The organism is Nitratidesulfovibrio vulgaris str. Hildenborough (genome assembly GCF_000195755.1).
Classification (GTDB): domain Bacteria; phylum Desulfobacterota; class Desulfovibrionia; order Desulfovibrionales; family Desulfovibrionaceae; genus Nitratidesulfovibrio; species Nitratidesulfovibrio vulgaris.
In genome coordinates, this window is the sequence record NC_002937.3 from 1,318,407 (window position 1) to 1,343,223 (window position 24,817).

The window sequence follows — 24,817 nt, forward strand, 5'->3', positions numbered from 1 at the left end:
CAATTTACAATTTTATTCTTTTTGAACTTTATAAAACGACAAAAATGCAAAAAACATAAAAAACAATAAAAACATAACCATCTGAAATTGTTGAACGCATGTTGTCTGGCGCAGTTGGCACGCGACTTGCCTTATGACAGGTGTGTGCAACGCAGGATGGGCCAGCGTTGCGAAAACACCTTCGAGGAGGTCTTATGAACGCGGCCGATACCGCCTTCATCCTTATCTGCGCGGCACTGGTGATGTTGATGACTCCCGGCCTCGCCCTGTTCTATGGCGGCCTCGTCAGGGCCAAGAACGTGCTCTCGACAACCATGCACAGTTTCGTTCTCGTGGGCGTGGCCTCGGTGGTGTGGGCCATCATCGGGTATACACTCGCCTTCGGGCCGGATGTGGCAGGTGTCATCGGAGGACTCGACCACCTGTTCCTCAAAGGTGTGGGCATGGAACCTTCAGAGGCTGCCAAGACCATACCGCATCTCGCGTTCATGGTGTTCCAGTGCATGTTCGCGGTCATCACGCCCGCGCTCATCTCGGGTGCCTATGCCGAGCGTATCAGTTTCCGGGCCATGCTGCTGTTCTCGGTGCTGTGGCTTGTTCTGGTGTACGCGCCCATGGCCCACTGGGTGTGGGGCGGGGGCTGGATGTTCAAGATGGGTGCGCTCGACTTTGCCGGTGGCGCGGTCGTGCACATGAGTTCTGCCGCTGCCGCGCTTGCCGCCGCGCATGTGCTCGGAAGACGCGAGGGCTATGGCCGTGAACCCTTCGTGCCCCATAACCTTCCCATGACGGTTCTCGGTGCGGGCATCCTGTGGTTCGGCTGGTTCGGCTTCAATGCGGGTAGCGCCCTTGCCGCCAATGGTCTTGCCGCCATGGCCTTCGTCACCACGCACCTTGCCACCGCCGCAGGCGTCATGGGCTGGCTCGCCGTAGAGTGGATGCATAGCGGCAAGCCCACCACGCTGGGTGCTGCCTCCGGTGCCGTTGCCGGTCTCGTTGCCATCACGCCCGCTGCTGGCTTCGTAGAACCCATGCCCGCCATGATCATCGGTTTCGGGGGCGGGATGCTCTGCTACGGCGGCGTTCTGATGAAGAAGGTCTTCAAGTACGACGACGCGCTCGACGTGGTCGGCGTGCATGGCGTGGGCGGTACGTGGGGTGCCCTTGCAACGGGATTGTTCGCCAGCGAGGCCGTGAACGGCGTCAATGGTCTCTTCTACGGCAATCCCGGTCAGCTGTGGACGCAGTTCCTTTCGGTGGTGGCTACCTGGCTGTTCTGCTACCTCATGAGTCGCGGTATCTTCCACGCGGTGGACGCCCTGATGGGGCTGCGCGTGACGGTCGATGCCGAACGCGCGGGACTGGATGTGAGCGAACACAACGAGCGGGCCTACGAGCAGTAACCGTATTGCCCGGCCATTGCCGCAGGGCACCGGGCTTGCGGGGGGATGTGATTGTCGCCTACAGATGCGTGAGGATGTTCCCCTTTCGCAGAATATGAACCAGTCTTTCGAAGGTGGTCGCCATGAAGAAGCTCGAGATTATCATCAGGCCGTTCAAGCTGGACGAGGTGAAGGAAGTCCTTGCATCCATGGATGTGAAGGGGATGACCGTGACCGAGGTGAAAGGCTTCGGACGTCAGCGTGGACACAAGGAAGTATACCGCGGGGCCGAGTATCAGGTCGATTTCATGCCCAAGGTCAAGATAGAGGTGGTGCTCGAAGACGCCCAGGTCAAAGCTGTCGTGGATGCGGTCTGCAAGGCCGCACGCACAGGCAAGGTGGGGGACGGCAAGATATTCGTGCTGCCCGTCGACGACGCCATACGCATACGCACCGGCGAGTCCGGCGCCGAAGCCATCTAGCCGCAAAGGGCCGCACTCTCAGGGGGGGTGCGGCCCCTCGCATGGAAGCATGCCGATGCCGAGGAAGAACACTCCGGACATCCCGGGAACCGATTGCAAGAACGACGCCCGGAAGACACTGCGTGAAGGCCGGTCCGCCCTAGCTGAAGGGCTGGCACAGGCGTCCTCCGATGCTCTTCCGTTCGAACACGCCTACAGCCGTCTGCTGGATACGTATTTCAGGCTGCGGCTTGCAGAGTTGGGCACGGGGCATGACCGGGTGGCGCTGGTGGCTGTCGGGGGTTACGGGAGGCAAGAGCTTTGCCCCGCCTCGGACATCGACATCCTGGTCCTTTGCAACCGTAGTATTCCACCGCAAGCCATCGACCTTGCGCAAGCACTCTTCCTGCCCCTGTGGGATGAGGGGTTCACCCTCGGGCATGGTTTCCGTACCGTAAGCGATTGCGTGAAGCTGGCTGCCCACGACCACAAGGTATTGGCAAGCCTCCTCGATGCCCGGCTTGTGGCCGGGAGTCCTGCGCTGCTGGAAGACATGGTCAGAAGGCTGGACGAGCGCGTGCTGCCACGGCGCAGCCACGCGTTTCTCTCATGGCTTGACACCGAACATGAACGCAGGCTGGCGGCCCATGGCGATGGGACGGTGCTGCTTGAACCCAATCTGAAAGAGGGGTTGGGGGGCTTGCGTGATTATCACAGGATACTCTGGCTGGCGCGGATTCGCGGAAAGGCGGGTACGGTCGAGGAACTCATGGCGCAGGCCGGTTTCTCTTCCGGAGACGCCACCCTGTTGCGTCAGGCCGTGACTTTTCTGCATGGGGTGCGCAACAGGCTGCATCTGCTCTCTGGTCGCAAGAACGATACCCTGTTCCTCGACCTGCAACCGGGCATAGCGCAGACCATGGGCTTCCATGACGACGGCGGGTTGCTGGGAGTGGAGCGTTTTCTCGGCGCGCTGCATCGCTGCATGTCGGACATCAAGGGGCTATCTGATGCCTTCCGGGGGGTCCCGGGTGGCCCTGTGCTCCCGGTCAGCCCGTGCCCGGAAGTCGATGCGGGAGTCGTCATCGCCGGGGGGGCCGTGCACCTGTGCCTGCCTGATGGTGTCGAGGCGAGTCCCCGCCTGACCCTCGAGACGTTCGTCCGTGCAGCCGCATCTCCCTCCGGGCCGACGCCCCGACTCGACTGGAACACGAGGCGACGCATGGCGGCGGCCATCGCAGGCAGGGCATCTGAACTGTCCGGTGTGGAAGTGGGGCGTGCCCTCATCGCCATACTCACCTCGGCCAGGGCGTTCGACGTGCTGGAACAGATGGACGCCGTGGGGTTGCTCCCTGCCTTGTTGCCAGCCTACGGCGCTGCCCGTGACAGGGTGCAGTTCGATGGCTTTCATTCCTACCCTGCCGGTATGCATACCCTTTTCACCATACGGCAACTGGAGCAGCTCGCGACGAATGGCCCCGAACCCTTTGCGACCCTATGGCGTGAATGCCCCGAAGGCGCAGGTGGCGGTGCTGAACCGGGCAGGCTGTCGGTGTTGCTGGCGGCGTTGTTCCATGACCTCGGCAAGGGGCTCGAAGATGCTTCGCACCATGAGGAGAGCGGTGCAGGCATCGCCCGTGACGTGCTCTCCGCATGGGGACTTCCTGCACCGGTCGTGGACGATGTGACGTTTCTGGTCAGGGAACATCTGCTTCTCATGCGTACCGCGCAACGCCGCGACCTCAACGACGAGGCTGTCGTGGGACAGGTGGCGGGCATTGTCGGTGACCGGGCACGGCTTGAGCGTCTGCTTCTCCTTTCCTACGCGGATGCCAGCGCGACCGGCCCCAAGGCATGGAACAGGTGGGCCGCCAGCCTCCTTGACGAACTGCGCGGCAAGACCCTCAACATGTTGCGGGATGTCGAGGCGGGGGGCATTCATACCGCCGGAAGTGTGGGCGATGTGCTCGCACGTGTACGGACACTTGCGACGCACCAGCCGACGACGCCTCCCCTAGGTGAGGACATCGCCGCGGCGTTCTTGGCAGCCATGCCGCCGCGTTATGTGGTGGCCAATGACCCTGAACGGATACTGCGGCATATGGAGATGGCCCGCCAGCTCAATCTCGATGTGGAAGAGGCTCGCAAGCGCCTCGAACCGGGCAGGGCCGAACGGGGGCTGGTGGTCATGGAAGGCCGACCTGTACACGGGGGGCGTGAAAGCGACCTGTGGGAGGTCACGATTCTGGCGCGCGACCAGCAGGGGCTGTTCGCTACGCTCGCTGGAGTGGTCGCCCTGCATGGCCTGAACGTCTACGCTGCCGACGCCTTCGTGTGGCGCGACGGGACAGCGCTCGACGTCTTCCACGTCACGGCTCCCCCCGACCCCCTGTATGCCCGTGAATTCTGGGGCAAGGTACGCAGCTCGGTGCAGTACGCCATGACAGGCAAACTCGCCCTCGACTATCGCCTTGAAGAGGCACGCGCCAGCCGCATCCTCCCCGATGCCCTGCGCGAGGCGTTGCGGCGTCCGGCTGAAGTGAGGGTGGACAACGGCCTCTCGGACTTCTATACCGTCATCGACGTCTTCGCACCGGATCGTCCGGCACTGCTCTATGACGTGGCGCGCACGCTGCAATCCCTGCATCTCGACGTGCTGTTCGCCAAGGTGTCAACACTGGGAAATCGCACTGCAGATACCTTTTCCGTGCGGACGGCCCAGGGCCAGAAACTCACGGATGAGGAACATCTCGCAGAGGTGCGGGCCGCCCTGCTGCACGCGGTGGCTTCCCGATAGCTTTTCACGGTAGGCTCATGTCCTTATTGTGCGACGCCCACCCCCACGGGACGGGCGCATGACTGAAACTGTGTCCTTCACCGCGGCCATCTTCGTGGCGGCCGGTTTTCTTCAGGGGTTCGCCGGGTTCGGCGCGGGACTGCTGGCGGTCCCGCTGCTGCTGCTCCGTTTCGATATCACGGTCGCTGTCCCGGTCTGCGTTCTGGCTTCCATCGTCCTCAACGCCCAGTTGTGTGTCAGCTACCGCGACGCCCTCTCGTGGGGCAGAATCATGCCTCTGCTACTGGGGAGCATCCCCGGTCTCATTCTCGGAAGCCTCGTGCTGGTCCATGCCCCGCCCGTGCTGACACGGTCTGTACTGGGCGGCATCCTTGTCGCGTATGGCCTCTGGGGGCTATGGGCGAAGAGTGCTACCGGCATGATGGGCTCACCCCGCCCCGTCTACGGGTATGCCGCAGGCATGGCTTCAGGGGCGATGGGGGCCGCGTTCAGTGCCAACGGGCCGGCAGCTATCGTATACGTATCACTCACCGATTGGCCCAAGAACACCATCAAGGGCACGCTCGCCGGTTACTTTCTGGCCAACAATGTCGCAACCCTCGCCGCAGAGGCGGCTTCGGGTCTGCTGACGTTACAGGTCGCCCTTGCAGGTATGGTTGGGGCAGCCGGAATCGGTCTCGGCGGCTGGATGGGGGTGCGTGCGTGCTCCCGGCTGGGTGAACGTGACTACCGACGTGCCATGTTCGCGTTGTTGTTTCTCATGGGGGGCAACCTTCTCGTCGACGTGATGCGGCATGGATGAGCGTTTCGAACCTCGCAGGTGCACCCTGTTTCGCAATGTGCGTTGGGCCGTCGTCCTCTCCCATGCGCGGCGGTCGGGAAGGCTGTAGCGTAGTGCTTGCGCCATTCCGGTAGACACCCGCCAAGCCGCATCGTCAGAGTGCCGAGCCCCTGCCTGCTGTCTCCCTTCTGGAGTGTCTCGCCTACGAAACCGTTCTGTTCTTTCGCCCATTATCCTTCTGCGGCGCGAGAATGCCTCTGCGTCGGGCTTGCAGCGGGGCTGAACGGGGTCTGGATCACGCCTGCCGTGTGCCTCCACATCGTGTAGCCCCGGCAGGCGCTTGCGGTCTCCCGTTCCAATCACTATCCTGCGGCGATTCTCAGGATGGATGGCAAGGAGATGCTATGCCGGATTATCATGACAGGGTGAACATGCTCATCGGTGAGCATTGCAGCGTCGACGCGCTCAATGCCCGTCTGCAAGGTGAGGGCGACGCAATATCGATCATGGATGACTTCTCCGGTGTTCCGGATATGGAACGCTGGAAGTCTTTTTGCGATGCATGGAACAGGGAATGCTTCGACAGGGCAGGTGTGCGCCGTGAAATCACCTGTACGCGCTTCGGGGCCGGGCATCGCGCAGCACTGCATCTCTATTCCGCCGATAAGGCCCATCTTTTTTTCGGCTGGCTTGCTTCGTTTCGCACGGCTGTAGTTCGTGGCGATACGGATATGGCTTCACAGTATGCTTCCTATCGCGGACTTGGTCTGGTCGGTGCGGGGCCGTTTCTCTTTTCATTGTTGCTGTATCTGCACGCCCCCGAGTGCTATTTCCCGTATAGGCGGTCTTACGCACTGGCATTGGCGACCATCATGGGCGAGGAGGCGGAATCGCTGACACCTTTCTCGCCGGAATCATACGCATTATACTGTAAGGGATGCTCCGCATTCCGAGAGACATTCAACGTGCTTCCGCAGGAAGTCGACTTTTTGCTGCGAGAGTTGGCGCGTGAGGGAACCGCATAGGTTCAAGAGTCGATATGATGGTGTTGCGCGGAACGTGAGGACTATTGCATAGCTGCCAAGGCGGTGAGGACTCATCCGTAGGGCAGGGCCGCTACCCACGTGAGATTCTGCCGTCTGGGAGAGATGCTCGGGCAAGGGCCAGATTCTTGCTCTAGGTGCACGAGGCCCCTTCGCGGCAACACGACCGGTTTCCGGCACTGCCGCACGTCGGGGATTCCGTCCCGATGCGTGACCGGTTCGCAGGAAAGTGCCTGGAAAGACTGACGGGGAGATGGTCGTGGACCATCTCCCCGTCTTGCTTGTGCCTTTGAGGTGCCGTTGTTCGGCCGGTTAGCATGGGATGCGCGGCAGCGATGCAGCGACAGTCCCGTGCGACCCTTTAGAGAATCTGTTGCAGGAACTTCTGAAGGCGCGGATGTTCCGGCGCCTCGAAGAAGTGCTGCGGTGTGCCCTGTTCGAGAATCTGCCCGTGGTCCATGAAGATGATGCGGTCTGCGACTTCGCGCGCGAAGCCCATCTCGTGAGTCACGCACACCATGGTCATGCCTTCCTTGGCAAGGGTCACCATGACATCAAGCACTTCTCCGATCATTTCGGGGTCGAGCGCCGACGTCGGTTCGTCGAAGAGCATGATCTTGGGGTTCATGGCGAGAGCGCGGGCTATGGCGACACGTTGCTGCTGACCGCCGGACAGCATGGCGGGGTAGACATTGGCCTTGTCGCTGATGCCCACCTTCTTGAGCAGGTCGAGTGCTCTTGATTCCGCTTCGTCCCGGGGAACCTTACGCAGGCGCATGGGCGCCATGGTGAGGTTCTGGAGCACCGTCTTGTGGGGGAAGAGGTTGAAGCTCTGGAACACCATGCCGAGATCCTGCCGGATGACGTTGATGTCGCTGTCCTCGGCCCGGATGTCCTTGCCGTCGACGATGATGCTGCCCTTGTCGACGTTCTCGAGACGGTTGATGGAGCGCAGCAGGGTCGACTTACCTGAACCGCTGGGGCCGATGATGACGACCTTCTCACCGGCCTGCACATCGAGACTCACATCATGGAGGGCCGTGAGCTCACCGAAGAACTTCCAGACGTTGCGGATGCTGATGATGGGTTCGTTAGCGGCGGTCATAGTAGTTCAGTCTCGCTTCCATGATGCTGACGCCCTTGGAAAGAAGCAGGGTGATGAGCAGATACACGAGCGCGATCATGGTGTAGGTTTCGAAATACTGGAAGCTCTCGGAGGCGAATTCGCGGCCACGGCGCAAGATGTCGGCGACGGCGATGATGGAGACAAGGGATGTGTCTTTCAGCATGGCGATGAATTCGTTGCCGACAGGGGGCAGGATGGTGCGCCACGCCTGCGGCAGAACAACGAGGAACATCGTCTCGACGCGGTTGAAGCCGAGCGAACGGGCGGCCTCGGTCTGTCCCTTGGGGATGGCTTCGATACCCGCGCGGAACACTTCACCCATGTACGCGCCATAGCACACGCTGAGGGCGATGATGGCGGCGAGCATGTCCGGGACCTTCAGGAAGCGTCCCAGTGCGTAGTAGATGTAGAAGAGTTGCACCAGCAGCGGAATGCCGCGCACCACTTCCACATACGTTGAAGCCACGAGGTTGATGCCCCGGTTGCGCGACAACCTCCCCAGACCGGTGATGAGGCCGATGGGGATGGAGCAGATGATGGAGAAGACCGTCACCTGAAAGGTGACGAGGATGCCGTCCGGCAGGAACTGCAGAAGGCGCCAGTAGGGGTCGGGTTGCGAGGCGCAAAGATAGATGAGGGTACCGATGGCGGCAAGGAACGAGAGCGACCATGCTGTGATCAGTCGTCGTTCTTTCGGGTCGGGGATGGAGGCGCCGTCGGTGATCTCTATGCGCACATTCTGATGTTCGGACATGGCAGTGGTGATGTTGACGTTGGCAAAAGCAGGGGACTGGCGGCATTCCGCCAGTCCCCGTCATATGCGGTAGGCTTTGGGGAAACGGCTACCTGCCGATCCACTTGGCGCGCAGCTGCGCGTCGATACCCTTGGCCTTGACGGCTTCGATGCCCTTGTTGATGAGGTCGACGAGTTCCTTGTTGCCCTGCTTGACGGCGATACCATAGTACTCGCTCTCGGGCGTGTCGACGATGAAGGCGATCTTCAGCTTCTTGGCGTATTCTTCCTGCTGGAGAGCGTAGTTGGCGGCAACGGGGTCGTCGCACACCACGCCGTCGATGCGGCCGTTGAAGAGGTCTTCCATGGCGAGGCCGATCTCGTCGTACGACTTGGCAGTGACGCCAGCAGTGCGCTTGATGGCGAAGTGGCCGGTGGTGCTGATCTGGGCGCCGAGGGTCTTGCCCTTCATGTCTTCGAGGGTCTTGGCTTCGGTGGTCTTGGGAACCACGAGCGCCTGCTTGACGTCGAAGTAGGGCATGGTGAAGTCCATGGCCTTCTTGCGTTCTTCAGTGATGGTCACCGAAGAGGCGATGGCGTCGTACTTGCCAGCGGCGAGACCGGCGAAGATGCCGTCCCACGCCACGTTCTTGTGCACGACCTTGAAGCCGGCTTCCTTGGCGATGGCGTCGACGTAGTCGACGGCAAGGCCGACAATCTGCTTGTTGGCGTCGACGAATTCCATGGGCGGCCAGGTGGCGTCATGGGCGAAGACGACGGTGCGCTCTGCGAAGGCGACGTTGGTCGAGAGCAGCAGCGCGGCGACGGTGAGCAGGACTTTCTGCAGCATCCTCAGGCACTCCTCATAAGTTGATGGTGAAGCAACGGATGAACCCTTGTCTTGGGGGTAAGTGAGCAAATTGTCAAGAAAAGAGTGCCGTGCTGCCATCTTGGCGCAGGCCGATTCACAACTGTGTAACATCACCACGAAAAGATGACCGAAATCAGCAGCGGTACAGCCACGGTGAGCACCATACCGCTGAACACGGCCACGATACCGCACCGTTCGCCAGCGTATCTTGCAATGACGGGGAGGCAGGTGTCCATGGCGGTGGCCCCCCCCGCGGCAACCGGCGCCAGTCCGCCGAAAGCACGAACCAGCAGCGGTGTGGCGAGCAGCGTCGTCAGTTCGCGGGTGATGTTGGCAAGCAGCGCCACGGACCCGAGTGCCGCGTCACCCATGCGCGTGATCATGATGCTTGAAAGACTGTAGTAGCCGAAACCGGCACCGACCCCCAGCACATCGCGCAGGGGCATGTCTCCAAGTGCAAGCCACGCCATGGCAGCCCCGCCGAATGTGCCTGCCATCACCGCCAGCGGCACGAGTGCCACCTTGATGTGCAATTCGCGCAGGATGCGCCATGAGCGGGTGTCGAAACCTATGCCCATGCCCACCACGAACAGCAGCAGGTACAGTGCCCATGAGGCAAGGTCACCTCTGGCGATGGCATCGGGCACGATATCAAGGCGTCCGACGAGTACCCCGGCAAGGAAGAAGCACAGGATGATGCAGCTACCCTTCATGGGAATGCTCCACCGGCGTCTTGCCGCCCTGTGCAGTTGGCTTCAGGTTGACGGCGCTGTCGTTGGGGCCATTCCCTCCGTGGGAGGAAGGCTGACGGGTTGCCTCGTCTCCTGCCCCTGCCCCGAACACGTCGGCGGGCAGAAGCCTTTGCAGTGCCCATGCGGCGAAGACGCTGCCCATGAGCGAGCACAGGCTGATCACCACGGCGCGCATGCCGAGGTCTCCTGCACGGCTGATGAGTTCGTCGTCCGACCCCAGTGAAAGCCCTAGAAGAAAGAGCAGGGCATAGATCGACCAGCTTGTGAGCCTGTCCACGCAGCGCAGGGCCGCCTGTCTATGGCGCAGGGCGAATCCCAGAGGGATGCCCACGGCAATGCACGAGATTTCCGTTATCATGGCAGATGGTTCCGGCTAGAGGTGAAGCTACCGGGTAGCTTCTGGCGGTGGATGTGTCAATTGCCGTGCCGCAGCCAAGCCTTGATGTCGGCGGATTCTACTGGACTCGCCAGCATAATGCGGGCGTATGGTAAAACTGTCGCCATCATTGTGCGGGTGTGATGCGCGTCACGTCCTGTTCTGCTGCCACTGCCTATAGTCATGAAGCAAGAGGCTGCATGAATGGGTTCTTCCATCCCCGGCAGCGTCAGGTAGCGCATCGTGCCGGGGCAACCCTCACCCGAGATCGAAACAAGGAGCAGGTCATGAAGCTCATCAGCAGGGAAGACTACACGACATTCAAGGACGGCGGTTTTCGTATGGATGTCATCAGCGACACCGAGAACGCCAAGATTCTCAACTGCAACATCCGCGCAGGTGCGGAATTGCCCGTGCACAGCCATGACATCGAAGGTGAGCTTTGCATCACCATCCTCGCAGGCGAGGGACTGTTCCTCGGTGCGAACGGGGCTGAACTTCCGGCGCGTGCCGGCGACATGCTCATCAGCGAGATTCGCGAGCCTCATGGGCTGCGGGCTGTGTCAGACCTCCGCGCCATTGTGGTCATCACTCCCCCCATCTAGCGGGGCGGGAAGGGAGTCCAGACTCCCTTATGCGAGACATGAGATAGTCAGAAGGGAGGCCCATGGGCCTCCCTTCTGATTCTGCAATGTCCGATGTGTTCACGAACGCCGTTGCCGGAGTGTCAACGGCGTATCTTGTCGCGTCGCAACTGGATGTAGGCGTTGCGAACAGCCGTGTAGGGTTCTACAGAACCGGACTTGAGACCTTCATAGCCATCGATGGCAGGCCCGAGACCGTTGAGTTGCTTGTACCCGTTGGCAGCAATGGATTCTTCGAGTGTAAGAGCGAACCACGTGGGGTCGAGGAAGTAGTCGCCGGCGAATCCGGCGGTATCACGCAACGTGCTTGGCCCGATGAAGGGCCAGACAAGGTAGAAGCCCTCTCCGAAGCCCCACACCCCCAGCGTCTGCCCCATGTCCTCGTCTTCGACCGGAACGACGGGCCTGTCCTTCTTGGCGACGTCGATGAGGCCACCCATGCCCACGGTCGTGTTGACGATGAAGCGGCCCATCTCGACCCCGGCTGCGTTGAACCTGCCTTGAAGCAGGTTGTTCACGAATCGCAGGGGAAAGAGGATGTTGTGGAAGAAGTTGCGCACACCGCTTCGGAGTTCTTCAGGGGTGACCGCCTCGTAGCCCTTGTAGACGGGCTTGCCTATACGCAACAGGACGAAGTCGTTGAAGCCGAACCACATCCTGTTCCAGCCCTCAAGTGGGTCGGCGACAAGGTGGGCATCGGGGACGTCATAATCGTCAAGGGTATCGCTTGTCTGCGCCGCATAGGGTGCCGGGTCTCCGGCGGCGTGTGCACCGGGGCTGACGCCCACGAGGCAGGCACAGAGAATGACCGCAGCCAGCAAGCGTACACCAGTGAAGGCGCAGCGCGAACACCTCTCGGCTTCGCACAGGGCGGGCTCCACGGGTTGCCTTGATCGAAACATCATGTAGCCCCCTATTGCGCGGCTTTCGCCCTGACTTCATCGGCCTTGGAGCGTACCCGCTCGATCAGCTGGTCGGGCGTGCCCTTGGTGAGCAGGTCCTGAAACTGCGAGCGATAGTTCTTCACGAGACTCACACCTTCGATGATGACGTCGTAGACCACCCAGCGCCCCTGTTTTTCGAGCATGCGGTAGGCGACAGGCACGGTCTTGCCGTCCTTGAGGGTGACGGCGGTCTGCACTTCGACCTTGTCGCCCTTGGTGCTTGCCAACTCTCCGGTGTAGGCGATGCGTTCGCCGTTGTAGCCGTCGATCTTTTCAAGGTAGGTGGCGCGCAGCAGTTGAGCGAAGGCCTCGGTGAACCGGTTTTTCTGGTCGGCCGTGAATGATGGCCAGTTGGCCCCCACTGTGCGGGCGGAGAACTCCTCGTAATCGAAGATGTTGCGAATCTCCGCTTCGATCTTGTTCCGTTCCGCGTCACGCTTGGCAGTGTCGCGGTAGTCGGGGGATTTCAGGATGTCGAGTACGCGCGTGACGGTGCTTTCAAGCGTGGCGCGTGCCGGAGATGAAGCGAACGAGGTGCCGGGCGCTAGGACACAGCATATGAGCAGGGCGGACAGGCATAAGGATGAAAGGCGCAGGAACATGGTCTAGACACCTCCGAAGACATACTTGCTGATGAGCGATTCGATGTCTATGGACGATTCGGTTTCAGTGATTTCATCGCCATTGCCAAGGATGTCAGGGGACCCACCCGGTGACAGTTTCACATACTTGTCCCCGATGAGTCCACTCGTCTTGACCGAGGCGATGACATCGTCAGTGAGTTTGACGCCTTCATTGATGCGCAGGCCCACAACGGCGAGGGGGTGTTCCCGGTCGAGGGTGATGGATGCAACACGGCCCACGGGCACCCCGGCTATCTCGACTTCGGCACCGACTCGAAGCCCAGTGACGGAACTGAACTTGCACATGACAGTATAGCCCTTGTCGGCGAGAAGTTCCATACGTCCGAGTTTGACAGTGAGATAGGCCACACAGAGCAGTCCCAGCAGGACGAACACACCTGCGGCCGTTTCACGAGAGTACTTGTTCATACGCTGCCCCTGTCTGGCTTTATCCGCTTTGCCCCACTCACTGGGGGCGCTGTCGCGGAACGCTATTGTATCTGGCAGGTCTGCCCGCCCATGTCCTGATGTCGCGTATCAGCGTGCAAGCCATGCATCGAGCGCAGCCCTTACTTCCGGCGAGAGTGCCGGGCGCATGGCGTTGTCCGCTGCTGGCGTGCGGTCGAGGAAGTCCCTGAGGTACGGGTCGCGGGTGGCTTGCAGGTCATGATACGAGCCTGAGAAGACGGCTTTGCCGTCATGCAGCACGAGAGCATGGTCTGCTATCATCCGCAGGCTTTGCAGGTCGTGGCTGACGACGACGGTGGTCATTTCAGGAAAATGTGCCTTCATGTCCAGTAGCAGCCTGTCCATCTGTGCGGCATTGATCGGGTCAAGCCCGGAGGTGGGTTCGTCGCACAGAAGGATGGGGGGGTGCATCACGATGGCGCGTGCAAGACCCGCCCGTTTGCGCATGCCGCCCGAAAGCTGGCTTGGATAGTAGTCTGCGAAATCCGAAAGGCCCACCAGCCCAAGCGTGTGCAGCACGACCTCGCGGATGGTTGTCGCAGGCAGCCGGGTATGTTCCTTGAGCGGCAGGGCGACGTTGTCGCCAAGCGTCAGGGCGCCCAGAAGCGCGCCATCCTGAAAGAGCACGCCCATGCGGCGGCGTGTGCGCCTGAATTCGATGCCGGAAAGCGCGAAGAGGTCGTTGCCGCCGAGAAGCACCCTGCCTGACAGAGGCCGCTGGAGTCCGAGAATATGGCGCAGCAGTGTCGACTTGCCGCAGCCCGACCCGCCGAGGATCATGCTGATGCGTCCGGCTGGCAGGGTGGCGGTCACGTCTTCGAGGACGACCTTTTCGCCGTAGCCGAGGCGAAGCCCCTCAAGGCGTATGTCCCATGCCGTGGTGGTGTCGGACATCGTCGAATCTCCTACAGCAGGAACGAGGTGAGAACGTAGTCGGCGACAAGAACCAGCACGCACGACATGACGACAGCAGACGTGGTTGAGTTGCTCACGCCTTCAGGCCCCATACCGTCTCGCCTCATGTGGGTGAAGTACCCCTGATAGCAGCTTACCGTGGAGACGATGAGCGCGAACAGCAACGACTTCATGAAGCCGCCGGTCACGTCGGCGAGTTCCACGCTGGTGGCGATGCGGTGAAAGTAAACCCCTTCGTTGATGCCGAGGAGCATGACGCCGGTCACATACCCTCCGATGATGCCGATGACGTCGAACAGTGCCGTCAGCAGGGGAAAGGCCACCAGCGATGCCGCGATACGCGGTGAGACGAGGTAGCCCATGGGGTTGATGTCCATGACATCGAGGGCGTCTATCTGGTCGGTGATGCGCATGACGCCGATTTCGGCTGCCATGGACGAACCAGCGCGCCCGGTGACCATGATGGCGGTGAGCACGGGGCCGAGTTCGCGTATGAGGGTGAGCGCCACGGCGGCGCCAAGCAGGCCCTCAGAACCGAATTTGACAAGGGTGTAGTACCCTTGAAGTCCCAGCACCATGCCTGTGAAGATGCCGATGAGCAGAATGACGAACAGCGACTTGTACCCGATGACATAAACCTGATTGACGATTTTCGGCAGTTGCTTCGTCGAGGCGAAGATGTGCCGGAATCCGTCGAGCATGAAGATGAACATCGCGCCCAGTTCACCGAGGAGCCGGAGAAAGCTCCTGCCCAGTGCCGTTACCGGATTGTCGCGTTCGGGTGGGTTTGTCATCGCCTTCCGTCGCCTGTCTTGTCCGTGTGCATCAGGATTTGGCCTTGCCCGTGGCCGGAACCTTGGACCGCATGATGATCTTGTCGATACCCTGTTTGAGGAGCGTGGCACGGAGGGCGCGGGTGTCTTCAGGGGTACCCCTGAAGGAGACAAGGATGCGGTACCACGTCACGGTCTTGTCCTTCTGGGTCTCGACGCGTGCCCGCAGTCCCGCCGTTTCAAGCTTGCCGCGCATGGTCTTTGCCGGCCCTTCGTCCTTGAAGGCTGCCACCTGATAGACGTAGTCGAAGGTGTCGTTCTTGGCGGCTTCTGCCTTTGCCGCCTCCGCTTTGGCGGCCTCCGCCTTCGCCTTCTTTTCGGCCTGCGCCTTACGGGCGGCTTCCGCCTTCTGCTCCTGCGCCTTGCGGCTGTTCTCGCGTGCCTTCGCTTCGGCCAGTTCCTTGGCGGACGGCTTGGCCTGTTCCGTCTTCTCTGCGGACTTCTGCTGCGCCTTCGCCGGTGCGGCAGGGGCGGTCGCCGTCGTCGTCGCCGTGGTGTTGTTGCCGGTGGGGCGCCCCTTGAGCGAGTTCATGAACTTCAGCTCTTCGGCCTTGATGACGTCGTTACGCTGCGCCTGTGCCGGGGCCGGAGGTGCCGTGTGGGGCTGGGCGGGCAGGATTCGGGCCAGTTCGGGCACTTTCTGTTCAGGATGGTAGCCACGCCCCACGATGACGCCGAGCATGAAGACCCACCCCAGACCGATGAGGGTGACGATACCTGCCGAGATGAGAGAGGAGAAGGTGACGCGGATGGTGTATCCGCCCTTGCCTTCGCCCCCTCCCGGCTTGCCGCTGTTGCTGCTCGCCCTTGCCATGTTCCTTCCGGTGTTTTTGATTACATCGATTCAGGGGCGGAAACGCCGAGAAGCGAAAGGCCGTTGGCAAGCACGCAGCCCACGGCGCGCAGAAGCGCAAGGCGGGGAACGATGACATCCTGTTCCGTGGCATTCAGGATGGGCTGCCGCGCGTAGTAGCTGTGCAACGCTCCGGCGACCTCCATCAGGTAGTGGCTGATGTGGTGCGGGGCGAGCGCGGTGGCAGCCCCGGCGACCGTCTCTTCGAAGCGGTCGAGCAGGCGCAGCAGTTCCATCTCGTCGTCACCGGAGAGCGGGGCGAGGCTCGCACCATCAAGCTGCGCGGGCATCTCGATGCCGCGCTCGGCAGCCTTGCGCAGCACCGAACACACACGGGCGTGGGCGTACTGCACATAGTAGACCGGGTTGTCCATGGTGCGCTGCTTGACCAGTTCAAGGTCGAAGTCGAGCGGACTGTCGCTCTTGCGGGAGAGGAACATGAAGCGCGCTGCGTCGGCACCGGTCTCCTTCACCACGTCGGCGAGGGTCTCGAACTGTCCGGCGCGGGTGGACATGGCGACGAGTTCACCACCGCGCAGCAGGTTGACCAGCTGGATGAGCACGACGTCGAAGGCTTCGGGCTTGCGGCCCAGTGCCGCGACGGCGGCGCGCATCCGGGGGATGTAACCGTGGTGGTCTGCGCCCCAGATGTCGACGACGAGGTCGAAGCCACGGTCGTACTTGTTGTCATGGTAGGCGATGTCGGACGAGAAATAGGTGAGCGTTCCATCGGACTTGCGGAGCACCCTGTCCTTGTCGTCGCCGAAGTCGGTGGTGCGGAACCACAGTGCCCCGTCCTGTTCGAAGGCGAGCCCGGCTTCCTTCAGGCGGTTGAACGTCTTCTCGACGGCACCGCCCTCAACGAGCGAACGCTCCGAGAACCAAACCTGATGCTCTACCCGAAAATCAGCGAGGTCCTGCTTGATGCCGTCGAGGATGCTGCTCATGGCGTAGGCGAAGCAGCGGTCTTCACCGGCGGCGTCGTCGAGGTCGAGCAGACCAGGTTCCTTCTCCATCAACTCGCGGGCGATGTCCTTGATGTAGTCACCGCGATAGAAGTCCTCGGGCAGTGTGACGGGACGACCGGCAAGTTCCTTGGCCCGTACCCACACGGAGAGGCCGAGCAGGCGCATCTGCCTGCCAGCGTCATTGATGTAGTATTCCGTGCTGACATCATACCCGGCGAAACGCATGATGCGTGCGAGGCTGTCGCCCACTGCCGCACCGCGTCCATGACCGATGTGGAGCGGCCCGGTGGGGTTGGCCGAAACATATTCGACCTGCACCTTGCGCCCTGCGCCCGTGTCGGACGAACCGAAGGCGCTACCCGCCTCCTGTGCGCGGAGAATGGTCTCGCGCCAGAAGTCCTGCGAGTAGGTGACGTTCAGGAAGCCGGGTCCGGCGATGTCGATGGCGGTGATGTCCGCGTCACGGTTGCGAAGGGCATCCGCAATGCGTGTGGCGAGTTCGCGCGGGTTCTGCCCCGCCTGCTTGGCGAGTACGAGGGCGATATTGGCTGCAAGGTCGCCGAAGCCGGTGGCCTTGGGAGTGTCGATGGTGGCCTTTTCGGGCCAGGCCAGCCCCATGTCCTTCACGATGTCCTGAAGGGCGGCTAACAGCTGCTTCTTTGCGCGCATCTATGTCATTCCTGGGTGGTGATGGTGGTTCGCTTCATGTGTCCCTAGTGCGGGAGACTCGCCGAAACGAAAATCGTAGCAGAAAAGTGGCCGGGTGCAAAGTGTGCGTCGTGAGGACGACCGGGGACGCCATGGGAAGAGGGGCGTCGCATGCACATCCGGATTCGCCATGAGCGGCGCGGTGCCCCGGCCTGAAGGCGTTGCGGCCCCCGCAGGGGCCGCAACAGTGGTCATGCAAAGAATGTCTGAGCCTGTTCGAGATTGGCGATGCCCGCCACCATGTAGGCGTCGTCGGTGACTCCGCAGGTAGAGAGGATGGGCTTGACCATCTTGGTCAGCACACCCTTGGGGCCGACTTCGACCCATGAGCGGATGCCATCGGTCCACTGCGAGGATATGGTCTCTATCCAGCGCACCGACGAGGTCATCTGACGGGGCATGATGTCGGCGAGAGAGGCGCCGTCGGTCTGTGCCGTGGCGGTGACATTGCAGTAGACGGCGTAGCGCGGGCGGTTCCACGTCACGCGGGCGAGGGCCCTGGCCAGTTCGCGGGCCGCCTCGTCCATGAGAGGGCTGTGGAAGGCGCCGCTCACAGCGAGGGGCACAGCACGACCCTTGCGTTCCTTGACGCGTGCGGCCGCGTCGGTCACAGCCGACTTGGCCCCGCTCACGACGAATTGTGCAGGAGTGTTGTAGTTGGCCACGATGAGACATGCTCCGGTGGCCTCGCGGGCTTCGCGCACCACGTCTTCGACGTCGGCCAGCGAAAGCTTGAGTACGGCCGCCATGCCGCCCTCGCCGGACGGGTCGGCCTCGGCCATGAGCCTGCCGCGCAAAGAGACGAGTTCGATGGCGGCATCTGCCGCGATGGCACCCGCAGCCGCCAGCGCACTGTATTCCCCGAGGCTGTGCCCGGCCATGCAGGCGGGGCGCAGCCGCCCTGCCACATGCTGCCACAGGGCGAGATTGACGACGGTCAGCGCAGGTTGCAGGTTGCGCGTGTCGGCCATGGCCGCATCATCGCCATCCCAGTATATCTCGCGCAGCGGAAGGCCGCTGATGTTCTCGGCCTTTTTCCAGAGGGCCATGGCCTCTGCCGAGGCTTCGGCGAGGTCGCGCCCCATGCCCGGTTCTTGCGAACCTTGCCCGGGAAAGAGGACTGCCGTGGTGGTATCGTGGTACATTCGCTTCACTCCGTTCCGTGGTGGCGTGCAGTGCGTCTGCACGCGGTTTGTGCGCCGTGCCACTTGCAAGCCCGGCCGCGTGGGGCTAGGTATCCGCACCCGTCATGGCGGCAGTGCGCCGTCCAACCGCAATATCAAGGAGAGAGCCGCATGGCTGGACGTGTTGAAGTCTCCCGCAAGGAATTGACGAAGTTCTGTCGTGAAGCAGGGTTCGAGCCCTCACCCGGAATGCTCGAGGCCATCGCCGGGTATCTCGAACTCTTGCTGCACTGGAACCGGAGCATGAACCTTGTGGGAACCCGCACATGGCAGGACACCTTCCATACCCTTGTGGTGGACAGCCTGCACTTGGCGGCTTTCCTTGATACGCTGCCCTTGCCTCCGGAACCGGAGGTATGGGACCTCGGTGCCGGTGCCGGACTGCCCGGTATTCCCCTCCGGGCAGCATGGCAGCGTGGTAACTATACAATGGTCGAGGCCCGCGAGAAGCGCGCCATGTTCCTGCGCATGGCCCTTGCCCGCCATCCCCTGCCGGGTACGAACGTCTTTCAGGGCAGGGCAGAGGCGTTCATGCCGTCCCGTCCGCCCGCCGACCTCGTGGTGAGCCGGGCGTTCATGCCCTGGCGTGAGCTTCTCGATTTCGTGTCGGGCCATCTGGCACCCGGCGGGCAGGTGGTGTTCCTCTCTCTCGACCCCGTGCCCGCATCGTTACCCGAAGGGTGGGCCGTCGAAGCGGAGAGTCTTTATGGAACACGCTGCGGAGGGCGCTATTTTTGGTCCTTGAGGCCCATCATCGTCCCGAACTGAGAGTTCTTGAAGATGAGCTTCGTCGCCGTGGCGTCGGCGGTCTCAGCCACGTCCATGAGGCGTTCGAGGAACTCGAGGATTTCGAGCCGTCGCTCTTCGGGCGAGTATTCGAACTCGTCTTCCATGCGACCGGAAGACATGTATTCTTCCAGTTCATCGAGATATCGGGCGTTGAGCATGATCATCCTCCGTTGCGCTGTCCGACCGCCGACCCCTTACCGTATTTCGTCATCGGCGTGAAGGGGCGTTGAAGCCCGCGTCCGTTGCGTGTATGCAGCAGGCCATATCTCCCGGAGGCACATCTTCCATGACACGACTACGCGGCACACTGTCCGTCTGCATTGACGCCTTTCCTGCGTGGACACGCCCTCTGGCCCTCGCCTTCGTCGTTTACGCCCTTTCCTTCGGGATGCGGATGCTGGAATACCCTGCATGGCAGAATCCCGAATACATGCTCGATGGCGAGTATCTGCTTGCCACCCATGACGCCTATCACTGGATAGCCGGTGCCGAGGGCTTCGAATTCGGTGCGGGTCATCCCATGTCCGAACTCGTGCGCCTTGCGGCGGCCTTTACAGGCACCACGCCTGCGGCTGTGGGGTTCTGGCTTCCGCCGGTCATGGCAAGCCTTGTTGCCGTGGGCGTATTCGGCTGGGCCGCCGCGCTTGGCGGGGTTGAGGCGGGCGTGTGCGCCGGGGTGCTGGCTTCGCTGGCACCGGGCTTTCTCGCGCGTACACTGCTCGGGTATTGCGACACAGACCTCGTGACCCTTCTCTTCCCGCTTCTGATGGGTCTTGGGCCGGCCTTCTGGATGGCCCGGTTCATGTTCACCCCGTTGCAGGTCGCCCGTCGTCTTCTTGCACGCCGCACGGGCACTTCTGACGTCGTTCCCGATGCCGTGGCGGTCATGATGACGTCCCGCGGGGAGGCTGACGACGACTGGCATGGCGGGGCCTTGTCCCCCCGGTGGCTGGCTCTGCTCGCGGGCTCGGGGCTTGTGGGTAGCTGGGGGGCCGAGTGGCATTCTCTGTTCCCCTACCTGATTCGCTATGATGTGGTACTTCTGTTCGGCTGCATATGCGTGTTCGGCAGGCCGGGCATGCGCCGTGCCCTGCTCGTGGGGGGGCTCGCCTACGCGCTTCCCATGCTCGTGGGGGCCTGGGGGCTGCTCTTCGCGCTGGCACTGGGCTGGGGGCTGCACCGGGCCGACGCCCGTTTCATGGCCTTCGTGCGCGGACGGGCGCTTCCGGTAGCCGGATGGTGCGCCGTCGCCGTGCTTCTGTTCGATCCCGATGTGTTCAGGATGTTCCTCAACTCGATCGCCGGGTATGTCAAACGAAGCGGGGATCCTTCTCCGGGCGCTGGCGGCGATGATCCCCTCGTCTATCCGTCGGTGGCACAGAGCATCATCGAGGTGCAAGACCTCTCGCTTTCCGAGGTGCTCTCGTATTTTCATCCGTGGTTGTGGGTGGCACTTGCGGGGCTTGGCGGATTCGTGCCCTTGTTGCTGGCACGACCTGCCGCCTTCTTCCTGCTGCCGCTTGGCGTGCTCTCGTTCCTCAGCGTGAAGCTTGGCGGGCGCATGGTCATGTTCGGTGCGCCGGTGCTCGCCCTGGGCTTCGCGTTGCCGATGGTGTGGGGTGTCCAGCGGGTGCTCCGGCACGACCTGCGGACAGGATGGGTGCGCCTTGCCTTGTCTGCCGTGCTGCTCGTCATCGTCGCCACCCCGTTCGTCGACCTGCTACCCGCCATGACGCAGGGCCCCATCATCAACAAGCGCCATGCCGAGGCGTTGCGCCATATCCGTACGGCCACGCCAGAGGATTCCATGGTCTGGATATGGTGGGACTGGGGGTATTCGGCCCATCATTTCGCACATCGCAGGACCATCGCCGACGGTGCAAGCCATGGCGGGCCGTCGCTGTATGTGCCCGCCGCCGTGTTCTCGACAGCCAACCCGCGCTTCGCGTGGCAGCTCATCAGGTACACGGCGGAGAGGGGCGGCATCCCCGGCAGTGTCTTCGAGGGCATGGGCGGGGCGCAGGCGCAGGAACTTGTGCACAGGCTTGGCATCGAGAAGATGACCTTTGCCGATGCTCCGCGCCAGTATCTCGTGGTCAGTTACGACATGTTGCGTCTGGGGTTCTGGATAACCAACTTCGGCACATGGGACTTCTTGTCACGCGAGGGCAAGGGGTACGCCATCAGCAGTATCCCGCAACAACTCTCGTACAGCCTTGATACGGGAGAGGTGCAGGTGCAGGGCAACACGACAGGAGTGCTCGCCTCCACTATCGACGTCTTCGACGAGGGGCAGCTTGAGCGGCGCGACTACATCGTGCGGCAGGGGGGCAGCGGCAACGCCATCGCCGACTACGCCGCACGCCAGCGCAACATAGAGAGCAGGCGCAACATCCACTTCCTGTTCAACAAGGTCACGGGCGAAAAACTCGTCCTTGATGACAGGCTCTATAATACGGTGATGGTGCAGCTTCTGCTGTGCTCGCCCGACGACACGCGCTTCGCCCCGTATTTCAAGCTGATATACGACAATGTCTACGCGCGCGTGTACGAGGTGCGGTAGGCGCGGGGCGTGTGGCTGCCGCGTTCATCGCTGTGCCAGTGCGTCCGGTCTCACTTGGGCAGGTCGTGTGCGGTGATGACGGCAGGATGCCGTGACCGAAGTGAATCTGTCGCCGGGTGCGGGCGTGTGGATGCCGCATCCGGCATTCCGAGATACGTTTCCGGCCGTACTACGGTCACTATTTCTGCCGTGAATGCGCGTGTGAGGTGAGACGTCTCTAGTCGTGGTGGTAGGGGGCCCCGCGCAGGATGGCGTCTGCCCGGTACAGCTGTTCAAGCAACACCACTCGCGCCATTTCGTGCGGAAAGGTCATGGGCCCGAGGGCGAGCTTGTGTTCGGCCCTTTGCAGGACGCTCTTGTCCAACCCGAAGGCCCCTCCGATGACGAAGCACGGCGTCCGCGTGGCGTTCTCGGTGAGTCGTTCGATGAAGCCTGCGAAGTCGCGTGATGTCATGTTCCGCCCGTGTTCATCGAGGCATACGACGATGTCGGTGGGGCCCATGGCTGCGATGAGCCGCGCCCCTTCATCCGCATTGCGTGCCGTCGGAGGCAGCGCCGCGCCGCCATCCTTGACCACGGTTTCGGTCAGGCGACAGTTGTGCCGTATCCTCTCCATGTAGTGCGTGGCGGCCTGTTGCCAGAATGGTGTCCGGATACGTCCGACGGCGAGAATGCGCAGTGTCCTCATGAGTGCTCCCGAGTTCGCCGGCGTGTGTCCGGCGAGGGTGTGGTAGCCTGTTGAAGGGCATCCCGCAAGCGTGGGCTATTCGTCGCTGTCGCGCGGGGGACACTGACGTATTGCGCAAGCCTGAGAACTTGACCGGCGGACAGAGAAAAACTAGTCGTCGGGACTCGATCAATGGCGCGCCGCTGTGCGGGGCGTCTGGACTGAACGGCGACGTGTCTCCCCGCAGTCCCGGTCGTCAGTCTGTCCTCGTCTGCTGTCTCTGCTGCGTCTGTCCGGGCTGCCCGGTCGTCGAAATTCCTCATCACGCCACCACATGCAACGCCATATCGTCGAATCCAATACCGGAGCCACCATGTCTGCCGAACTGCTCACGAACATAGCCGACGCCGTACGACTTCTCGCGGGAGGCGGTGTCCTTGTCTACCCCACCGAGACGTTCTTCGGCATCGGGTGCGATGTGCGAGATGCGCGAGCGGTCGATGCCGTGTTCCGGGCGAAGCGGAGGCAGTCCGGGATGGCATTGCCCGTCATCCTCGGCGATGCCAGCCAGCTGGGCATGGTCACCCGAGGTCATGGCGCTGTCGAGGCTGCCCTTGCCCGCGATTTCTGGCCCGGCCCGCTTTCGATACTCTGTCCGGCGCTGCCGGAGTTGCCCGACACCTTGACAGGGGGAACGGGTCGCGTGGCGGTGCGTGTGTCGCCCCATCCTGCGGCCATGGCTCTCGCATTGGGCCTTGGCGCGCCTCTTGCCGCATCCAGTGCCAATGTCAGTGGCAGGGCGGCCGTGGTGCGTGTCGCCGACCTCGACCGTGAGCTTCTTTCTGGCGTCGACGGTGTGTATGATGCCCCGCCGCAGCCTGCCGGGGGATTGCCCTCGACGCTGGTCGATGTCCTGACCGACGGGACGCTCCGAATCCTGAGGGAAGGAGCGGTGCCGAGAGCGGCACTTGTCAGCAAAGGCTACGAGGTGGTCTCGCCCTGCTGATTGCCGCAGGGCATTCCAAGCCGGAGGCTGGCGCGGACGGGGGCGTCCCGTGCGCCTGTTCAGCCGTCGTCGTGCTGTCCGTCATCCATCAGGCTTCGCCCCTGTCCTTCATGCTTCTGCGGTAGCCTCCAGCTGCATGCGCGCCATCTGTAGTACGGAGCCTGTATCCAGAGCGTCCAGACAGGCCGGGATGCCGTCCGGTGTCGTGTGCGTGCAGTGGATGTCCCGCGTGGTGAGGGTGCAGGGTGAGCAGGGCATGTCCGCCCGCAGCAGTCTCTTCCTGTCGGGGGCCCATCGTCTGTGGTCGGCGGGGCCGAAGATGGTCAGGGTGGGGACTTGTGACATGGCGGCAAGGTGCATGGGGCCGCAGTCGTTGCCGATGACAAGGCGTACCCGGCAAAGCAGGTCGACGAGTTCCCGGTACGACTGCGGCATGTGCACCCGGTGCCCGACGGGCGGCGACATGCCCCCGTCCCGTTCCGCAGGGCCCATCACCCATAGAGGCTCCCATCCTTCCGCCGCCAGTGCACAGGCAACATGTTCGAAACGCTGCATGGCCCATCTTTTCATGACATGCCCCGCGCCCGGAAAGAGCACCACAAGGCGTGAATCCGGGCCGTGCCAACTCCCAACGGCATCCCGCCATGCTCCTCGCCAGTCCCAATCCGTCTGGATGCCAAGGGCGTGTAGAGCATGCAGCAAGGCTTGCGTGACATGCATGTCCTGCCCGGCAGTGAGGGCGGGCAGGGGCGTCACGTGGGGGGCCGCGTCACTGGGCGGGGAGTGAAGGCAGAACCATAGGATGTTGTGGCGGGCGAATTCAGGCGTGGGAATGCCTGCATAGAGTCGTTCGATGATGCGCCTGACATGAGGCGTACAGCGCAGATAGCCCAGTTTTTCAAGCCACTGCCCCCGTTCGCTGTGGCCGTAGAAGTAAAGAGGGGCTCCGGCTCTTTTTATTCTGTGATGCTGGGCGATGGCGTGAAGTGCGGGCCATGCGCAGGCGAAATCTCCAAGGGCACCGTTGTGAACGATGATGCACGGGGCTGGCTTGGGAGGCGTTATCGAGTGCTGTGGGGTAGCCATTCTCATGGGGCAAGAATGCGAAAGGCTGTCAGCGTTGGCAAGCCCTCTCCGTGGGCAGGAGACAGCGGGAACGCACGGTTGCCGCGGGCGTGCCGGAAGAATACCGGACAATACTTCTTTCAGGGGGGTGTGGAAGGGGAGGGCATGGTGTAACCACAGCCGTTGCATCTGAGACTGAGGATTTGCTCGTATTATTCTGGCCCGTTGGCTGGCTGGTGTTAGAATCTCGGCTTTCCGCAAAGAA

General features: G+C 62.2%; 25 protein-coding genes. 9 read left to right on the top strand and 16 right to left on the bottom strand.

Going from position 1 to position 24,817, the window contains the following annotated elements; all coding sequences use genetic code 11:
- Positions 1 to 194: 194 nt before the first annotated feature.
- The 5 genes from DVU_RS05800 (at position 195) to DVU_RS05820 (ending at position 6,446) form a co-directional block, all read left to right on the top strand.
- Entirely contained in the window at positions 195 to 1,403 is a 1,209-nt protein-coding gene (locus DVU_RS05800; protein ID WP_010938527.1) for an ammonium transporter, read from the top strand.
- Positions 1,404 to 1,525: 122 nt separating this feature from the next.
- A complete protein-coding gene (locus DVU_RS05805; protein ID WP_010938528.1) occupies positions 1,526 to 1,864 on the top strand; it encodes a P-II family nitrogen regulator in 339 nt (112 codons plus the stop codon).
- A 55-nt stretch (positions 1,865 to 1,919) separates the two neighbouring features.
- On the top strand, positions 1,920 to 4,640 hold the full coding sequence (gene glnD, locus DVU_RS05810; RefSeq protein WP_010938529.1) for a [protein-PII] uridylyltransferase: 2,721 nt from the start codon (positions 1,920 to 1,922) through the stop codon (positions 4,638 to 4,640).
- Between the two features lie 58 nt (positions 4,641 to 4,698).
- On the top strand, positions 4,699 to 5,442 hold the full coding sequence (locus DVU_RS05815; protein ID WP_011792492.1) for a sulfite exporter TauE/SafE family protein: 744 nt from the start codon (positions 4,699 to 4,701) through the stop codon (positions 5,440 to 5,442).
- A gap of 383 nt (positions 5,443 to 5,825) precedes the next feature.
- A complete protein-coding gene (locus DVU_RS05820; RefSeq protein WP_010938531.1) occupies positions 5,826 to 6,446 on the top strand; it encodes a hypothetical protein in 621 nt (206 codons plus the stop codon).
- A gap of 379 nt (positions 6,447 to 6,825) precedes the next feature.
- Here the strand turns inward: DVU_RS05820 and DVU_RS05825 are convergent, their stop codons facing one another.
- The 5 genes from DVU_RS05825 to DVU_RS05845 all read right to left on the bottom strand — a co-directional run bounded on the left by DVU_RS05825 (position 6,826) and on the right by DVU_RS05845 (position 10,304).
- Complete coding sequence (locus tag DVU_RS05825; protein WP_010938532.1) at positions 6,826 to 7,569, bottom strand: amino acid ABC transporter ATP-binding protein; 744 nt, start codon at positions 7,567 to 7,569, stop codon at positions 6,826 to 6,828.
- Positions 7,556 to 8,344, bottom strand: a complete 789-nt coding sequence (locus DVU_RS05830; protein WP_011792490.1) for an amino acid ABC transporter permease — start codon at positions 8,342 to 8,344, stop codon at positions 7,556 to 7,558. Before DVU_RS05830 ends, DVU_RS05825 begins: the two co-directional genes overlap by 14 nt.
- A gap of 88 nt (positions 8,345 to 8,432) precedes the next feature.
- Positions 8,433 to 9,173 (bottom strand): basic amino acid ABC transporter substrate-binding protein, encoded by a 741-nt coding sequence (locus DVU_RS05835; protein WP_010938534.1) that lies wholly within the window; start codon positions 9,171 to 9,173, stop codon positions 8,433 to 8,435.
- 131 nt (positions 9,174 to 9,304) lie between these two features.
- Complete coding sequence (locus DVU_RS05840; RefSeq protein ID WP_010938535.1) at positions 9,305 to 9,907, bottom strand: lysine exporter LysO family protein; 603 nt, start codon at positions 9,905 to 9,907, stop codon at positions 9,305 to 9,307.
- Positions 9,897 to 10,304: a LysO family transporter gene (locus DVU_RS05845; RefSeq protein ID WP_010938536.1), complete on the bottom strand. Its 408-nt coding sequence runs from the start codon at positions 10,302 to 10,304 to the stop codon at positions 9,897 to 9,899. Before DVU_RS05845 ends, DVU_RS05840 begins: the two co-directional genes overlap by 11 nt.
- Before the next feature lie 305 nt (positions 10,305 to 10,609).
- Here DVU_RS05845 and DVU_RS05850 point away from each other — a divergent pair, with 305 nt between their 5' ends.
- Positions 10,610 to 10,927, top strand: a complete 318-nt coding sequence (locus tag DVU_RS05850) for a cupin domain-containing protein (RefSeq protein ID WP_010938537.1) — start codon at positions 10,610 to 10,612, stop codon at positions 10,925 to 10,927.
- A 122-nt stretch (positions 10,928 to 11,049) separates the two neighbouring features.
- Here DVU_RS05850 and DVU_RS05855 read toward each other — a convergent pair whose 3' ends face one another.
- The 8 genes from DVU_RS05855 to fabD all read right to left on the bottom strand — a co-directional run bounded on the left by DVU_RS05855 (position 11,050) and on the right by fabD (position 18,423).
- The gene (locus DVU_RS05855; RefSeq protein ID WP_010938538.1) at positions 11,050 to 11,871 is read right to left on the bottom strand and encodes an MlaA family lipoprotein; all 822 of its coding nucleotides are present in this window, start codon (positions 11,869 to 11,871) and stop codon (positions 11,050 to 11,052) included.
- Positions 11,872 to 11,879: 8 nt separating this feature from the next.
- Positions 11,880 to 12,512, bottom strand: coding sequence for an MlaC/ttg2D family ABC transporter substrate-binding protein (locus tag DVU_RS05860; protein ID WP_010938539.1), 633 nt, complete (start codon positions 12,510 to 12,512; stop codon positions 11,880 to 11,882).
- Between the two features lie 3 nt (positions 12,513 to 12,515).
- Positions 12,516 to 12,962, bottom strand: coding sequence for an outer membrane lipid asymmetry maintenance protein MlaD (gene mlaD, locus DVU_RS05865; protein ID WP_010938540.1), 447 nt, complete (start codon positions 12,960 to 12,962; stop codon positions 12,516 to 12,518).
- A gap of 108 nt (positions 12,963 to 13,070) precedes the next feature.
- A complete protein-coding gene (locus DVU_RS05870) occupies positions 13,071 to 13,895 on the bottom strand; it encodes an ABC transporter ATP-binding protein (protein WP_010938541.1) in 825 nt (274 codons plus the stop codon).
- Positions 13,896 to 13,906: 11 nt separating this feature from the next.
- On the bottom strand, positions 13,907 to 14,710 hold the full coding sequence (locus DVU_RS05875) for an MlaE family ABC transporter permease (protein ID WP_010938542.1): 804 nt from the start codon (positions 14,708 to 14,710) through the stop codon (positions 13,907 to 13,909).
- Between the two features lie 31 nt (positions 14,711 to 14,741).
- Positions 14,742 to 15,563, bottom strand: a complete 822-nt coding sequence (locus tag DVU_RS05880; RefSeq protein ID WP_010938543.1) for an SPOR domain-containing protein — start codon at positions 15,561 to 15,563, stop codon at positions 14,742 to 14,744.
- A gap of 20 nt (positions 15,564 to 15,583) precedes the next feature.
- Entirely contained in the window at positions 15,584 to 17,239 is a 1,656-nt protein-coding gene (argS, locus tag DVU_RS05885; protein WP_010938544.1) for an arginine--tRNA ligase, read from the bottom strand.
- 230 nt (positions 17,240 to 17,469) lie between these two features.
- Complete coding sequence (gene fabD, locus DVU_RS05890; RefSeq protein ID WP_010938545.1) at positions 17,470 to 18,423, bottom strand: ACP S-malonyltransferase; 954 nt, start codon at positions 18,421 to 18,423, stop codon at positions 17,470 to 17,472.
- Between the two features lie 150 nt (positions 18,424 to 18,573).
- Between fabD and DVU_RS05895 the strand changes: the two genes are divergently transcribed.
- Complete coding sequence (locus tag DVU_RS05895) at positions 18,574 to 19,230, top strand: 16S rRNA (guanine(527)-N(7))-methyltransferase RsmG (RefSeq protein ID WP_010938546.1); 657 nt, start codon at positions 18,574 to 18,576, stop codon at positions 19,228 to 19,230.
- Here DVU_RS05895 and DVU_RS05900 read toward each other — a convergent pair.
- Positions 19,191 to 19,409, bottom strand: coding sequence for a hypothetical protein (locus DVU_RS05900; protein ID WP_010938547.1), 219 nt, complete (start codon positions 19,407 to 19,409; stop codon positions 19,191 to 19,193). The genes DVU_RS05895 and DVU_RS05900 overlap by 40 nt on opposite strands.
- Positions 19,410 to 19,537: 128 nt before the next feature.
- On the opposite strand from DVU_RS05900, the gene DVU_RS05905 reads away from it, so the two are divergent.
- Positions 19,538 to 21,814, top strand: coding sequence for an STT3 domain-containing protein (locus DVU_RS05905; protein WP_010938548.1), 2,277 nt, complete (start codon positions 19,538 to 19,540; stop codon positions 21,812 to 21,814).
- A 217-nt stretch (positions 21,815 to 22,031) separates the two neighbouring features.
- On the opposite strand, the gene DVU_RS05910 is transcribed toward DVU_RS05905, so the two are convergent.
- Positions 22,032 to 22,502, bottom strand: a complete 471-nt coding sequence (locus DVU_RS05910) for a 23S rRNA (pseudouridine(1915)-N(3))-methyltransferase RlmH (protein WP_010938550.1) — start codon at positions 22,500 to 22,502, stop codon at positions 22,032 to 22,034.
- Positions 22,503 to 22,854: 352 nt separating this feature from the next.
- On the opposite strand from DVU_RS05910, the gene DVU_RS05915 reads away from it, so the two are divergent.
- Entirely contained in the window at positions 22,855 to 23,487 is a 633-nt protein-coding gene (locus DVU_RS05915; RefSeq protein ID WP_010938551.1) for an L-threonylcarbamoyladenylate synthase, read from the top strand.
- 108 nt (positions 23,488 to 23,595) lie between these two features.
- On the opposite strand, the gene DVU_RS05920 is transcribed toward DVU_RS05915, so the two are convergent.
- Complete coding sequence (locus tag DVU_RS05920) at positions 23,596 to 24,573, bottom strand: glycosyltransferase family 9 protein (protein WP_223295147.1); 978 nt, start codon at positions 24,571 to 24,573, stop codon at positions 23,596 to 23,598.
- Positions 24,574 to 24,817: the final 244 nt, after the last annotated feature.

Bases quoted from the DNA above. Each gene is read 5' to 3' on its own strand.
- DVU_RS05800 (WP_010938527.1), top strand. From the start codon at position 195: ATGAACGCGGCCGATACCGCCTTCATCCTTATCTGCGCGGCACTGGTG.
- DVU_RS05805 (WP_010938528.1), top strand. From the start codon at position 1,526: ATGAAGAAGCTCGAGATTATCATCAGGCCGTTCAAGCTGGACGAGGTG.
- glnD (WP_010938529.1), top strand. From the start codon at position 1,920: ATGCCGAGGAAGAACACTCCGGACATCCCGGGAACCGATTGCAAGAAC.
- DVU_RS05815 (WP_011792492.1), top strand. From the start codon at position 4,699: ATGACTGAAACTGTGTCCTTCACCGCGGCCATCTTCGTGGCGGCCGGT.
- DVU_RS05820 (WP_010938531.1), top strand. From the start codon at position 5,826: ATGCCGGATTATCATGACAGGGTGAACATGCTCATCGGTGAGCATTGC.
- DVU_RS05825 (WP_010938532.1), bottom strand. From the start codon at position 7,569: ATGACCGCCGCTAACGAACCCATCATCAGCATCCGCAACGTCTGGAAG.
- DVU_RS05830 (WP_011792490.1), bottom strand. From the start codon at position 8,344: ATGTCCGAACATCAGAATGTGCGCATAGAGATCACCGACGGCGCCTCC.
- DVU_RS05835 (WP_010938534.1), bottom strand. From the start codon at position 9,173: ATGCTGCAGAAAGTCCTGCTCACCGTCGCCGCGCTGCTGCTCTCGACC.
- DVU_RS05840 (WP_010938535.1), bottom strand. From the start codon at position 9,907: ATGAAGGGTAGCTGCATCATCCTGTGCTTCTTCCTTGCCGGGGTACTC.
- DVU_RS05845 (WP_010938536.1), bottom strand. From the start codon at position 10,304: ATGATAACGGAAATCTCGTGCATTGCCGTGGGCATCCCTCTGGGATTC.
- DVU_RS05850 (WP_010938537.1), top strand. From the start codon at position 10,610: ATGAAGCTCATCAGCAGGGAAGACTACACGACATTCAAGGACGGCGGT.
- DVU_RS05855 (WP_010938538.1), bottom strand. From the start codon at position 11,871: ATGATGTTTCGATCAAGGCAACCCGTGGAGCCCGCCCTGTGCGAAGCC.
- DVU_RS05860 (WP_010938539.1), bottom strand. From the start codon at position 12,512: ATGTTCCTGCGCCTTTCATCCTTATGCCTGTCCGCCCTGCTCATATGC.
- mlaD (WP_010938540.1), bottom strand. From the start codon at position 12,962: ATGAACAAGTACTCTCGTGAAACGGCCGCAGGTGTGTTCGTCCTGCTG.
- DVU_RS05870 (WP_010938541.1), bottom strand. From the start codon at position 13,895: ATGTCCGACACCACCACGGCATGGGACATACGCCTTGAGGGGCTTCGC.
- DVU_RS05875 (WP_010938542.1), bottom strand. From the start codon at position 14,710: ATGACAAACCCACCCGAACGCGACAATCCGGTAACGGCACTGGGCAGG.
- DVU_RS05880 (WP_010938543.1), bottom strand. From the start codon at position 15,563: ATGGCAAGGGCGAGCAGCAACAGCGGCAAGCCGGGAGGGGGCGAAGGC.
- argS (WP_010938544.1), bottom strand. From the start codon at position 17,239: ATGCGCGCAAAGAAGCAGCTGTTAGCCGCCCTTCAGGACATCGTGAAG.
- fabD (WP_010938545.1), bottom strand. From the start codon at position 18,423: ATGTACCACGATACCACCACGGCAGTCCTCTTTCCCGGGCAAGGTTCG.
- DVU_RS05895 (WP_010938546.1), top strand. From the start codon at position 18,574: ATGGCTGGACGTGTTGAAGTCTCCCGCAAGGAATTGACGAAGTTCTGT.
- DVU_RS05900 (WP_010938547.1), bottom strand. From the start codon at position 19,409: ATGCTCAACGCCCGATATCTCGATGAACTGGAAGAATACATGTCTTCC.
- DVU_RS05905 (WP_010938548.1), top strand. From the start codon at position 19,538: ATGACACGACTACGCGGCACACTGTCCGTCTGCATTGACGCCTTTCCT.
- DVU_RS05910 (WP_010938550.1), bottom strand. From the start codon at position 22,502: ATGAGGACACTGCGCATTCTCGCCGTCGGACGTATCCGGACACCATTC.
- DVU_RS05915 (WP_010938551.1), top strand. From the start codon at position 22,855: ATGTCTGCCGAACTGCTCACGAACATAGCCGACGCCGTACGACTTCTC.
- DVU_RS05920 (WP_223295147.1), bottom strand. From the start codon at position 24,573: ATGGCTACCCCACAGCACTCGATAACGCCTCCCAAGCCAGCCCCGTGC.